The 12,935-nt window shown below is 64.0% G+C and carries 12 protein-coding genes; 1 reads left to right on the plus strand and 11 read right to left on the minus strand.

Going from position 1 to position 12,935, the window contains the following annotated elements:
* The first annotated feature begins 4 nt into the window (after positions 1-4).
* Positions 5-595, plus strand: coding sequence for a gamma-glutamylcyclotransferase (locus SKZ59_RS21575; protein ID WP_319992983.1), 591 nt, complete (start codon positions 5-7; stop codon positions 593-595).
* 82 nt (positions 596-677) lie between these two features.
* On the opposite strand, the gene SKZ59_RS21580 is transcribed toward SKZ59_RS21575, so the two are convergent.
* From SKZ59_RS21580 to tssB, 11 genes are all read right to left on the minus strand, one after another.
* Positions 678-1,817 (minus strand): PA0069 family radical SAM protein, encoded by a 1,140-nt coding sequence (locus SKZ59_RS21580; RefSeq protein ID WP_319992984.1) that lies wholly within the window; start codon positions 1,815-1,817, stop codon positions 678-680.
* Positions 1,818-1,945: 128 nt separating this feature from the next.
* On the minus strand, positions 1,946-2,653 hold the full coding sequence (locus SKZ59_RS21585) for a tRNA-uridine aminocarboxypropyltransferase (RefSeq protein ID WP_219327412.1): 708 nt from the start codon (positions 2,651-2,653) through the stop codon (positions 1,946-1,948).
* Positions 2,654-2,724: 71 nt separating this feature from the next.
* Positions 2,725-4,500: a methyl-accepting chemotaxis protein gene (locus SKZ59_RS21590; protein WP_319992898.1), complete on the minus strand. Its 1,776-nt coding sequence runs from the start codon at positions 4,498-4,500 to the stop codon at positions 2,725-2,727.
* Positions 4,501-4,763: 263 nt separating this feature from the next.
* A complete protein-coding gene (locus SKZ59_RS21595) occupies positions 4,764-5,276 on the minus strand; it encodes a lipocalin family protein (RefSeq protein ID WP_034750114.1) in 513 nt (170 codons plus the stop codon).
* A 35-nt stretch (positions 5,277-5,311) separates the two neighbouring features.
* Entirely contained in the window at positions 5,312-6,112 is an 801-nt protein-coding gene (locus SKZ59_RS21600; protein WP_319992899.1) for an ABC transporter substrate-binding protein, read from the minus strand.
* A 33-nt stretch (positions 6,113-6,145) separates the two neighbouring features.
* Entirely contained in the window at positions 6,146-7,177 is a 1,032-nt protein-coding gene (gene tssA, locus SKZ59_RS21605; protein ID WP_319992900.1) for a type VI secretion system protein TssA, read from the minus strand.
* A gap of 20 nt (positions 7,178-7,197) precedes the next feature.
* On the minus strand, positions 7,198-9,840 hold the full coding sequence (gene tssH, locus SKZ59_RS21610; protein ID WP_319992901.1) for a type VI secretion system ATPase TssH: 2,643 nt from the start codon (positions 9,838-9,840) through the stop codon (positions 7,198-7,200).
* A complete protein-coding gene (gene tssE / locus SKZ59_RS21615; RefSeq protein ID WP_319992902.1) occupies positions 9,837-10,313 on the minus strand; it encodes a type VI secretion system baseplate subunit TssE in 477 nt (158 codons plus the stop codon). The genes tssH and tssE overlap by 4 nt, the downstream gene beginning before the upstream one ends.
* Before the next feature lie 66 nt (positions 10,314-10,379).
* Positions 10,380-10,871, minus strand: coding sequence for an Hcp family type VI secretion system effector (locus SKZ59_RS21620; RefSeq protein WP_034750126.1), 492 nt, complete (start codon positions 10,869-10,871; stop codon positions 10,380-10,382).
* A 31-nt stretch (positions 10,872-10,902) separates the two neighbouring features.
* On the minus strand, positions 10,903-12,393 hold the full coding sequence (tssC, locus tag SKZ59_RS21625; protein ID WP_072452675.1) for a type VI secretion system contractile sheath large subunit: 1,491 nt from the start codon (positions 12,391-12,393) through the stop codon (positions 10,903-10,905).
* 1 nt (position 12,394) lies between these two features.
* A complete protein-coding gene (tssB, locus tag SKZ59_RS21630; protein WP_319992903.1) occupies positions 12,395-12,904 on the minus strand; it encodes a type VI secretion system contractile sheath small subunit in 510 nt (169 codons plus the stop codon).
* Between the last annotated feature and the right edge of the window lie 31 nt (positions 12,905-12,935).

Here is a 12,935-nt window from a genome sequence, read left to right on the forward strand (position 1 = left end):
CGCCATCGACGCCGCCACCATCGCCATCAACCAGCGCATGAACAAATTCGACGGCCATGCACAGGTCTGGCTGTTCGGCTATGGGTCGCTGATCTACAAGGCCGACTTCCCCTACATCGAACGCCGCCCCGCCAGCATCGCCGGCTGGACGCGGCGCTTCTGGCAAGGTTCGCATGACCACCGCGGCACGCCAATGGCGCCGGGCCGGGTCGCCACCATCGTGCCGCAGGCGGGCGCCGTGTGCGACGGCATGGCTTATCTGATCACGCCCGAAGTCTTCGCCCACCTCGACCACCGCGAAAAGAACGGCTACCTGCGCCTGGCCACCGACATCACCTTCGAGGACGGCGGCAAGGTCGAAGGCCTCGTGTACATCGCCAACGAGGAAAACGCCGCCTTCCTGGGCGCAGCCCCGGAACTGGATATCGCTCGCCAGATCGCCCGATCAAACGGTCCCAGCGGCCCGAACAGCGAATACCTGCTGCATCTGGCCAGCGCCTTGCGCGAGCTGGGCAAGAGCGATCAGCATGTCTTTGCCATCGAGCAACATCTGGCGCAGATGCACGCACCTGCACAGGATAACGCTGCAGGATAATGCTACACGTTAGCCCTACACGATAGCGCCGCAGCGCCTCCGCTCCAGCAGCGGTAACGACGGCTTAACTTGGCTTAACTTCTTAAAACAAATCCAGCTGTCCCGCATTGCCATTTTTCACTTTCGCGCCCAACGGCGGCACCACCAGCGGGCGCCGGAACTGCGTGCAATCGAGCTGCTTGAAGCGGCCGCCCTTGCCATGCAGCCCCAGCCGGTGCACGGCCTTTTCAAAGCGCTGGCGGATGAGGTCGGCCCACACGCCTTCGCCCCGCATGCGCGCGCCGAACGCGCTGTCGTAATCCTTGCCGCCCCGCATTTCGCGCACCCGGTTCATCACGCGTTGGGCCCGTTCCGGGAAGTGTGCTTCCAGCCATTGCTGAAACAGCGGGCTCACTTCCCACGGCAGACGCAGCACCACGTAATGGGCATGGATGGCACCCGCGTCGCGCACGGCTTCGAGCAGCTGTTCGATTTCCGGCTCCGTCACGAACGGGATGATGGGCGCGATGCTCACGCCCACGGGGATGCCCGCCTCCGTCAGCGTGCGGATGGTGCGCAGCCGCCGCGCCGGGGCGGCCGCGCGCGGTTCCAGGGTGCGTGCGATGGCCGGGTCGAGCGTGGTGACAGTCACGGCCACGGCCGCCAGATGCCTGGCCGCCATGGGTGCCAGAATGTCGATATCGCGCTCGATCAGCGACGATTTCGTGATCAGCGCCACGGGATGGTCGCACTCCTGCAGCACTTCCAGCACGCGCCGCGTCAGCTGCCGTTCGCGTTCGCACGGCTGATACGCATCCGTATTGACGCCGAGGGCGATCGGTTCAGGCACATACGACGGCCTGGCCAGTTCGCGCCGCAAGAGTTCAGGGGCGTTCACCTTGGCGTAGATGCGGCTTTCGAAGTCCAGGCCCGGCGACAGGCCCAGATAGCTGTGCGTGGGACGGGCAAAGCAATAGATGCACCCATGTTCGCAACCCCGGTACGGGTTCAGAGAGACATTGAACGGCAAATCGGGCGAAGCGTTGCGCGTGAGGATGGTGCGCGCCTGCTCATCGCTGACCTGCGTCTTCCAGGCTGGCGCGCCGCCTTCCCCGGCCTCATCGTTCCCTGCCACGCTCCAGCCATCGTCGAAACCGGCGCGCGCATGCACCTCGTAGCGCCCTTGCAGGTTCGAGACGGCCCCACGGCCCTTGTGAGCTTTCAGCGATTGCGGCGGCAGCATGGCTTGCCCGGCGAAGCTGTCATCGTGCTCTGGAATGATTGCTTTCATGAACGGCCCCATCAACTGTATATACGTACAGTATACTATGCCGCTGTCCGGCCAATATCAAGGGCTGCCATGGTGCTATTTCAAGCTTTTTCACCCTGCGGCATGACATAACTCAACTGCTGCGCGACAAAACCGTCAAATGCCGTGATCAGGGGAACGAAGCAGGCCGCGTCCTGCTCCAACTGCATCAAGGCATAGCACGTCGCTTCCAGGCTCGATAACTGATCTGGCGCGTGCGCCTTGCGGATCAGGTAATGGGAAGCGGGCGTATCGCGCAGTGGCAGGCGCGGCAGCTGTTGCAACGGGGGATTCATATATAGCATCTTGCGGCTCTTACGCCAGGTGGCGTCCAGCACCACCAGCCGCAATTGGCTGGGATCGAGCAAGATGGCGGGGTCGAGCACTGGCGGCGGCGCGATGCCCAGCGAGCGGTCGCCTGGCGTATCCGGGTACAGCAGCACATTGTGCTTGCCGGCCAGCAGCCCGGCGAGAACATCGGGGGCAAACTGTTCGCCCGTCAGCATGCGGCTGTTGGGCAGGCTCAGGTGCAGCAAGCGGGCGCTGCCCTTGGCATTGTGGACTTCCAGCGGATGCTGCAGGATCAGCACTTCCACCGCATGGGAAACGGGGGCGATCCAGCGGCAGATGCAGCTGGACACGGCGCGCAGGCAAGCCGGGCAGCGCGCGCGTTTTCCGGGTTCAGCCGGGAAGGAGGATGCAGCGGGTCGGCTGGCGGTATGGCCGACGGTATTACTGGACGGATGGCTGGAGGTACGGCGGGTGGTCATGGTGGAGCGCGTTCGCGGCTGTCTTCAAGCCGCGATTGTAGCGCCCGCACCATGCCAAGGGGAGTTTGCGCTTAAAACTCTTCCCACTCGTCGGCGCCGGATGCCACCGGTGCCTTCGGCGCGCGTGCACGCACAGCGTCCGCTTGCGCCGCCTTGCCCGGCGCGGGTGCCGCCACGGCTGGCGCCGGCGCGCGGTGCCTTGCGGGCTGCATGGTGGGCCTGGTGACAGGTCGCGTCGCAGGTCGCATGGCAGCTGGTGCGGATGCCGTCACGGACGGGCTGGCACTGGCCGACACATAGTGCTGCGTTGCATCGAGCTTGAACAGGCCCACCACGTCGGCCAGCTTGGCCGCCTGTTCCTGCATGGATTCGGCCGCCGCAGCCGCTTCTTCCACGAGGGCGGCGTTTTGCTGCGTGACCTGGTCCATCTGGCCGATGGCCTGGTTGACTTGTTCGATGCCGGTGCGCTGTTCATCGCTGGCGTCGGTGATCTGGTTCATGATCTGCGTCACATGGCTGATGCTTTGCACGATCTCGTCCATGGTGCGGCCCGCCTTGTCCACCAGTTGTGAACCGGCCTCGACCTTTTGCACGGAATCGTCGATCAAGCCCTTGATTTCCTTGGCCGCCGCGCTGGAGCGCTGCGCCAAGTTGCGTACCTCGGAGGCCACGACGGCAAAACCGCGGCCTTGCTCACCGGCCCTGGCCGCTTCCACGGCCGCGTTCAGGGCCAGGATATTCGTCTGGAAGGCGATGGCATCGATGACGCTGATGATATCGACGATCTTGCGCGAGGAATCGTTGATCGAGCCCATGGTGCTGACCACTTCCGACACCACCACCCCGCCCTTGCTGGCGATCTGCGAAGCGTCGATGGCCAGCTGGTTGGCGCTGCGCGCATTGTCCGCGTTCAGTTTCACGGTGGATGTCAGTTCTTCCATGGACGACGCCGTTTCTTCCAGCGAACTGGCCTGCTCTTCCGTGCGTGACGACAAGTCCAGGTTGCCGGCGGCAATTTCGCTCGACGCCGTGCTGATCGATTCGGTGCCGACACGCACCTGGCCGACGATACTGACCAGTTTATCGTTCATGTTTTTCAGCGCATGCATCAATTGCCCCGTTTCATCGCGGCTTTCCACGACGATATGGCTGGTCAGGTCGCCAGCGGAAACGGCTTCCGCCACCTCGACAGCACGCGTGATGGGACGCGTGATCGAGCGCGTGATCCAGTACGCGCAGGCGATGCCGAGCAAGATGGCGACCACGCCCAGCGAGATCAGCAGCAGACGGCCGCTTTCATAGCGCGAACGGATTTGCGCGGCCGATTCATCGAGCAACTTGGCTTCCAGCACTTCCAGTTTCTTCAGCGCCGCCAGGTAGATGTCGCGCTTGCCGGCCATGTCGCCTTCGTACAGGCGCTTGCCCAGCTCCAGGTCGCCCGCATTCTTGGCCTTGAACACATTCTTGCGCACTTCCGTGTAAGCCTTGCGCGTGCTCAGCACGTCCTGGTACAGCGCTTGCTCTTCGGCGCTCAGCTCGCTTTTGCCGATATCGTTCTGGATTTCCGTGGCGCGTGCCGAAGAAACCGCCATTTCCTTTTCAAATTGCTTCTGATGTTCGGGATCGCTGACCTTCCAGGCGGCCGCCGTGCGCGCCGCATTGACCTCGATGACCTTGGTCCATTCACCGATCAGGCGCTCGTTGCGCACCTTGACGTTGACGAGCGCATCGGTCTCCTTGCTGGCGCTTTGCATCTGCACGATGCCCACCACGGTCAAGGTCGTCAACAGCAGGAGGACGGCGGCAAAACCGCCACCAAGACGTACGCCGATTTTGAGGTTCTTCATTGCGTGATTCCAATCTGAAAAAACGATGCACAGACGCCACGAAACCGATTTACTGCTACGTATCAATATAGCAGGCATCTGCCGTGCGGCAATCACGAGAGGTGGCGCAACGTTATCCACGCCACCGGAATGGCAGCGCGCCGCAGCGCACTACTTTGGAGCAGATTGTGAGTGAATCAGAGTGGCATTGCAAGAAATAACATGCAGAAAAGCAACAACCAGAAGGTGGTATGCCGCCACGAACGGGCGGCAGGCAAGCAGTGTCAGTTTTGCTTCACGTAGATCAATTTTGACGTATCGAAACCCAGGCCACCGGCTTTCTCGATCAAGCGCTGCTGCAAGGCAGGGTCCATGGTTGGCGTGCGCGACAGCAACCAGAAGTAGGATTTGTCGGGGCCGCTGATCATGGAATAACTGTAATTTTGCTGGTCGAGGTCGAAGACGATGTAGGAACCATAAAAGGGGCCGAAAAACGACACTTTCAGATAGCCCACGTCTTTCTTGTCGACGAAATACGCTTTGCCTTCCGCGTCCTTCCAGACAGCGTCCGCATCCTTGTAGCCGCGGTTCAGTACTTTCAGGCCGCCATCCTGGCGCAGGCTGTAGTCAGCCGTCACATGACTCAAGCCCCGTTCGAACGAGTGGTCGAGGCGCGCGATCTCATACCACTTTCCCAGATAGCGGGTCGTGTCGAAGTTGCTAACTGGCACAATATTCTCGGGCCGGCCCACGCAGCCGGCCAGCACAAGCACACACAGGAACAGCAGTTTTTTCATGTTTTTCTCCATCGGGTGAAATCAGGGTGGCAAGGTCAGGGTTGCAGCGCGCGATCGACGATGCGGCGGATCGCGCCATTGTTTTGCATGTGCACGATGGCGGCATTGAATTGTTCGATAAAGTCATCGCGATACGGGTAGGCGGCAGGCCGGCGCTCCGTAAAGCCCAGGTGTCCCTGCTGGCTGGCCAGCTGCGCCGTTTCCTGAATCGTCTGCATCGGCGTGCCCGGCGGTTCCTCGCGCCGGATGCGCTGCAATTCCCACTGCGCCGACAGGCGGTCGCTGACATAGCAATCGATACGTCCACGCATCAGCTTGAGCAGATTCGTGCGCGTGCCCTTGGCCGTATCGAACACGATGTTGGCCGCTTGCACGGCTGCAGTCTGCTTTGCATCGCCCAGCAAGAAACCGGCGTTCACGCCGATGTGCAAGCCGCTGTAATCGGCGGGCCACTGCCGCAGCGTGCGTTTGGCCAGCACGTCCTGGTTGCACAGCACCACCAGCTGCTCCATCAGCAGCGGCACGGAATAGCGCACGTACGGCCGCTCGCTGCGCCATGAATACGGCGGATACAAGGCAAACGCCTCGCCCGTCTGCAGCATCAGCACGCCCCGCTTCCAGGGTACGGGGCGCAGCTGCACCGCATACTGCGGCATCGATTGCACGGCTTCGCGCACGATCTCCGTGTAGATGCCTTTCATCTGGCCGTTGTCGACGTAGGAGTACGGCGGATAATCATCGTCGCCATAGATCACCAGCGGCGTCGGCCCCTCGGCCCGCGCGCTGGCCGCGATGAACAGGCACAGCGCGGCAGGCAGGATGAGCATTCTGGACATGCGCGAAGAGTAGCATGGAAGGAGAAAACGCCATCACCCGTTTGCGCTGTTCGTGCCCAGCATTTCGTCGAGCTGCGCCATGGTGCTTGAATCCTTCACGACGGCGCGCAGCCACAGGTGCAGCGGCAGCTCGCCCCAGCTGGCGGCCTTCTCGGCCAGGTAGGCGACGGGGCTGTGCGGCTCCGTGCGGCGGAAAAAATCGGCCACCTGGCGCAGCTGGGCCAGCGCCTGCTGGCGCTGCACGATGGCGCCCCCGCCCCCGCTGGCGCCCTGGCCGGCGGCGGGCGTCGTGCCGGCAAAGTCCGCGCCAGGCGACAGCGGCGCGATGAAGTGAATGGCATTTTCCAGCGCTTCGCGCGCGACGCGAAAACTCGGACCATCAACACCGAAATGCGCATCGACGCTGCGCTCGAACGCCAGCAGCGACTGCATGCAGTATTGTGCATCGGCCAGCAAGCTGTCGGAAAATGCGCGCGTATTCCTTTGCCGCGCCGCCTCCATCTGCGCCAGGGTCGCTCCTTCGTCGAGGCGCGTATCGCCCCAGCCCTGATCCGCCGCGCCCTGCGCCAGACTGGCGGCCGCGCGCTGGCGCGCCGCATCGAAATCCTGCAGCGAATACAGACCGTTGGCGCCGTCGGTCAGCGGGATCTCGCGCAACAGTTGCGGCGTGCGCGACAGCAGCCAGAAGACATTGCCGATGCGCTGTTCCTGGTCGCCCTCTTCCGCCGGCGGGTACAGGCCATCCCAGTAACGCTCGCACAGGCCGGCTAGCAGCGCGTAGCCATCGCCCAGGCCACGGAAGTGGCGCGTTTTCGCGTGCGCCTCGGCCAGCCACACGGCCACGCGCAAATCCTTGCTGTGCGTGGCGATCAGCTGTTCGCAGCGCGTGGCCACGAACGGCCAGTCCGCCTCCTTCAACGCCGTCACCCACTCGCCCTGGTCCAGGCTCGGGTCATCGTGCTGGCGCGCGCGCGCGATGGCATCGAGCTCCTGGCTGAAGGTGATGTCACCGCCGCAGGGGCTGACGGCGCTGACGGGGTGCAGCAACTGCTCCAGATTGAACATGGCGCTCTCCGGAAAGTGGATTATCGGATCGTGTACTTGAACTGCCCCTGCTTGTTCGCGCTGATGCGTATCGACGCGACCGGCTCGCCTTCGGCCATGCGCGCCAGCACCGCTTCGGCGATCGCCGGCAGCAGGCTGCCATTGAGGATCTGGTCGACATTGCGCGCGCCCGAATCGACCTCGGTGCAGCGCGCCAGCACGGCGTCGACCAGACCCGCGTCATGGCTGAACTGCGCCTGATGGTTGCGCGCGATGCGCTGCCCGATGCGCGCCAGCTTCAGGTGGATGATCTCGGCCAGCACCGCGTCGTTCAGGGGATAGAACGGCAGCACCTTCAGACGTCCCAGCAAGGCTGGCTTGAAATGCGCCACCAGTTGCGGGCGCACCAGTTCTTCCAGCGCGGCCGGCGTGGGCAAGTCCTGCGCGGCCCGGTTCAGGCAGGCGGCCATCATGGCGCCAGACCCCAGGTTCGAGGTGGCGATGATGATGGTGTTGCGAAAATCGACTTCGCGCCCTTCCGCATCATCGAGCACGCCCTTGTCGAAGACCTGAAAGAACAGCTCCAGCACGTCGGGGTGCGCTTTTTCCGCTTCATCGAGCAGCACCACGCTGTAGGGCTGGCGCCGCACGGCTTCCGTCAGCACGCCGCCTTCGCCATAGCCGACATAGCCGGGCGGCGAGCCTTTCAGGCCGGCCACGCTGTGCGCTTCCTGGTACTCGCTCATGTTGATCGTAATGAGCTTGCGCTCGCCGCCATACAGCAGGTCGGCCAGCGCCAGCGCCGTTGCCGTCTTGCCCGTGCCGGACGGCCCCGTGAACAGGAACACGGCTTGCGGCTTGTTCGGGTCGTCCAGGCTGGCGCGCGCCGTGCGCACGCGCTGCGCCACCGCCGCGATGACGTGATCCTGCCCCAGCACCCGCTCGCGCAGCGCCCCGTCGAGGGTCAGCACCGTGCGGATCTCGTCCTTGAGCATTTTCCCCAGCGGGATGCCGGTCCAGCCGGCGACGATGCCGGCCACCACCTGCGCATCGACTTCCAGCGGCGACAGCGGCGCTTCTCCCTGCAGCGCCGACAATTCTTCCTTCAGCGCCAGCAGGCGCGCCGCGCCGACCTCGCCCGGCCGCTCGCCGCGCAGCTGCGCGCGCAAGTCGCCGATCTGCGCCACCAGCGCCTTTTCGCGCTCCCAGCGCTGCGCCAGCGCCGCGATCTGCGTCTGTCCTTCTTCATGCTCGCGCCGCAGCTGCGTCAGGCGCGCGGCACCGGCTTTATCGGGCACTTCGCCATCGGCCGCCTCGCGGCTCAAGGCGTCGATTTCCGCGCCGATGCGTTCCTGGCGCCGGTGCGCGTTTTCCAGCTGCGCCGGCGTGGCGCACTGGCCCAGCGCCACCTTGGCGCAGGCCGTATCGAGCACGCTGATGGCCTTGTCGGGCAGCTGGCGCCCGCTGATGTAGCGGTGCGACAGGCGCACCGCCTCGACGATGGCCGCGTCGCGCACGCGGATGCCGAAATGGCGCTCCATCAGCGGTGCCATGGCGCGTAGCATGGCGCAGGCGATGTCCTCGCTCGGTTCTTCCACCTTCACCACCTGGAAGCGCCGCGCCAGCGCCGCATCCTTTTCAAAATACTTTTTGTATTCGCTCCAGGTGGTGGCGGCGATGGTGCGCAAGGCGCCGCGCGCCAGCGCCGGTTTCAGCAGATTGGCCGCGTCGTTCTGCCCCGCCTGGCCCCCGGCGCCGATCATCGTGTGCGCCTCGTCGATGAAGAGGATGATCGGGTGCGGGCTTTTCGTCACCTCGTCGATGACGTTCTTCAAACGGCTTTCGAATTCACCCTTCACGCTGGCGCCGGCCTGCAGCAAGCCCATGTCGAGCGCGTGGATGTGCGCGCCCTGCAGCACCTCGGGCACGTCGCCTGCAGCGATGCGCAAGGCCAGGCCTTCCACCACGGCCGTCTTGCCCACGCCCGCCTCGCCCGTGAGTATCGGATTGTTCTGGCGCCGGCGCAGCAGGATATCGACGGCCTGGCGTATCTCCGCCTCGCGGCCGATCACGGGATCAAGCTTGCCGTCGCGCGCCAGCTGCGTCAGGTCGGTGGTAAACTGGTCCAGCGCCGGGGTTTTGCTGGCCAGGGCCGCAACAGGATCATCACCTGTGTCGGCAAGCCGCGGCACGGCCGCGCTTTCCTCTTCACAGGAGCCGGCCGTCAGTTTGTCCGGATGGTGCTTTAATTGCTCCACGCTGAAGCGGGCGAACAGCTTCGAACCGCGGTAGGCGAGCTGAGACAGTTCCGGCTCCGTCAGCAGCGCCAGCAACAGATGGCGGCTGCGGATCGGCCCTGGCTGCGCCGTGTCCAGCGAGGCGATCAGCCAGGCGTGCTCGAACAGCAAGGGCAGATGGGGAGAGAACACGGGCGTGCGCGCGCTGCCCGTCCTGAAACCGCCAATCTCGCGGCGCAGGTCCGCCTCCAGCGCCGTCAGGCTGATTTCGCTGCGGCGCGCGATGGTGACGAAGTCGCTGCGCTCCTGTTCCAGCAACGCCAAAAACAGATGCTCGATATCGACTTCGTACTGTACCAGTCCCACGCAGATGGCGGCCGCGCGGGTGGCGGCCGTGCGCGCCGTGTCATTGAGTTTGGCGATCAGGGTTTTCAGATTAGTGCTCATGCGGCGGCTCCCTTGCGGTTGATCGAATAGCGCAGCGACGATGGCTGCAGCACGGCGTCGAAATTGACCGTCTCGCCTCCAGCCTTCACGGCCAGGGTGCCGCTGATGACGAAGCCGACCCGGTTGATGGCGCCCGCTTCGCGTTCCAGGCGGGCGCGCACATTGCGCAATCGCGGTTCGTGGCGTTCGATGGCGGCCTTCAGCGCGGCGCAGATGCGGGCGCGGTCATCGCTGCTGGACAAGCACATGCCGGCGAAATCGATCAGGCCATAGTTGACGATGGAGGCCGCGCATTCCGGATAGGCGTCGAGCGCGCCGGGCGGCAGGGCCACGCGCGTGTTGAGCAGCTCTTCCAGGTCGCGCGCCACCGCATCCTTCAATTGTTCCAGCGACAGGCGCACCGCCACGCCTCCCGCCGCCGCGCCGCCATCGCACATCAGGCGGTCGAACAGGCCAGGTACATAACTGTCCATGCGCTCTCCTGAAAAATCGGCGCGGCGCGCGGGCGAAGGTAGCCGCCGCGCGCCGCGCACCATCGATCAAGCCACGCGGTTCGCGGCCAGGTCCCAGCCGCCCGAGGTATTGCCGCCGGCGCCGCCCGTCACTTTCTGCTGCGTGTATTTCCACTTCACTTTCGAGAACTTGAAGCCGACGTGCTCACCGAGGATGTCGCCCTCTTCCACGTTCGGCGTCACGGCGCCGATCAGCACATTCTCGATTTCGATTTCAAAGTACTTGACGCGCTCGCCCTGGCCGTCGGCGCGCATGAATTCGAAGCGCGCCTTGGGGATGGTCTTGCCGGCCGAGCAGGTCTGCAGCAGCACCGGCGAGGCCAGGTCGGCCAGCTTGGAGATGACGATATCCTTGTGCTCGCAGCGTTCGGCCGTGTGGCCGCCGCCCGTCGACGCGGTGGCGGACTTCGGCTGTTCGACGCTCCAGCTGACCGATTTGCACTCGATCCAGTCCTTGTGCTTGTCATCGGTGGACTCGCCCTTGATGCCGTCTATCTGCAGATATACATCGATTGCCATGGTGTGCTCCTGTGGTTGAAAGATGGGTGAATCAGGAATTGGTCGACTTCGGCAACTCCGCGACCAGTCGGAGCGAAACGGATAATTCATCGAGCTGGAAGTGCGGCCGCAGGAATGACACGGCGCGGTACACGCCGGGCCGGCCCGGCACTTCGTGCACCTGCACGGACGCCTCGCGCAGCGGGAACTGCGCCTTCTGTTCCTGGCTGGCGTTATCGTCGAGCAGCACGTACTGCATCAGCCAGCGGTTCAAAAAATCTTCCACGTTGGAGGCAGCGGCAAAGCTGCCGATCTTGTCGCGCATCATGGCTTTCATGTAGTGGGCGATGCGCGAGACGGCGAAGATGTACTGCAGCTGCGACGACAGCACCGCGTTCGCATTGGCCGCGTCGCTGTTGTACTTGCGGCTTTTCTGCGCCGACTGTGCGCCGAAAAACGCCGCATATGCCGTGTTCTTGCAGTGCACCAGCGAGATGAAGCCCAGGTCCGACAATTCCTTTTCACGGCGGTCGGTGATCGCCACTTCGGCCGGGCATTTCAGGGCCACGTCGCCCTCGTCCGTCTTGAAGGTGTGGGTCGGCAGGTCGTCCACCAGGCCGCCGCCCTCCACGCCGCGGATGGCGGCGCACCAGCCGTAGTCGGCAAAGGCGCTTGTCAGCTTGCAGCCGAACGCATATGCGGCGTTACACCACAGGTATTTGTGATGGTCGCTGCCGTCGACTTCCTCGACAAAATTAAAACCTTCGACCGTGGTGCCATCGACGGGATTGAACGGCAGCCGGCCCAGGAAGCGGGGCAAGGTCAGGCCGACGTAGCGCGCATCCTCGGACTCGCGGAAGGCTTTCCATTTCGCGTACTCGATGGTGTCGAACACCTTGGCCAGGTCGCGCGGCTTGCCCAGGTCGCCGTAGCTTTCCAGGCCAAACAGTTCCGGCGCGGCCGAGGCGATGAACGGCGCATGCGCGGCGGCCGCGACGTGCGACATCTGCTCGACGAAATAGATGTCTTCCGGCTGGCGCGAAATGGCGAAGTCGCCCAGCAGCGCGGCGAATGGCGCACCGCCGAAGGTGCCGAATTCCTCTTCATACACCTTCTTGAACATGCTGCTCTGGTCGAACTCCAGCGCGGCCTGGAAATCCTTCACCAGTTCGCGCTTGGTGGCGTTGAACATGCGGATCTGCAAACGCGTGCCCGTATCGGAATTGCCGACCAGGTAGCGCAGTCCCGTCCAGCTTTGTTCGAGCTGCTGGAACGGCGCCGCGTGCATGATTTCGCTGAGCTGGGCCGAGATCAGGCGGTCGATCTCCGCCACGCGCCCGTCCAGCGTCGCCGACAGGCTGCTGGACATCAGCACCGTGCCATCGAGCACCTGCGCCACCAGCTCGGAGATCAGGTCACGCGCGCGCGCATGTTCGGCGCCGGACTTGGCGACGCGGCTTTGCTCGACGATCTGGTCCAGCAAGTCGGTGGCGGCCGGCGCATTGGCGGCCGATACTGCAAGGGCTTCTGCCTGGGCGCTCATCTCAATCCTCCTGCGCTGGGAACTGCGGTTTCAGGGCGGCCAGGCTGTCCGTGTTGTTCAGCACTTCCGTCAGCAAGTCTTCCAGCTTGTCGTTGCCGGCCAGCTTGTTGCGCAGGTCGGCCAGCTTGGTGCGCGCTTCGAGCAGCTTGCGCAAGGGGTCGACCTGGCGCACCACCGATTCAGGGCGAAAGTCATCCATCGAGCGGAAACGCAGGTCGACGGCGAACGTGCCGCCCGCGTCGCTGAGGCGGTTCGGCACGGCGAAACGGGCCACCGGCTCCACGCCGGCCAGCACTTCATCGAAGTTGTCGCGGTCGATGGAAACGAACTTGCGGTCCTTCAGGCGTTTTTTCTCGCTGTCCGGATTGCCGCCAAAGTCGCCCAGCACGCCGACCACGAAGGGCAGCTCCTTGTTTTCAATCGCGTCGCCAATCTCGACGTCGTAGGTCATTTGCACGCGCGGCGCGCGTATCTTCTGCAGGCGTTTTTGCACGCTATCGGACTTGGGCATGTCGCTTCCTTTGCAAGGGGATGGTGGGGAT

It is taken from the genome of Janthinobacterium sp. GMG2, from assembly GCF_033949445.1.
GTDB lineage: Bacteria > Pseudomonadota > Gammaproteobacteria > Burkholderiales > Burkholderiaceae_D > Janthinobacterium > Janthinobacterium aestuarii.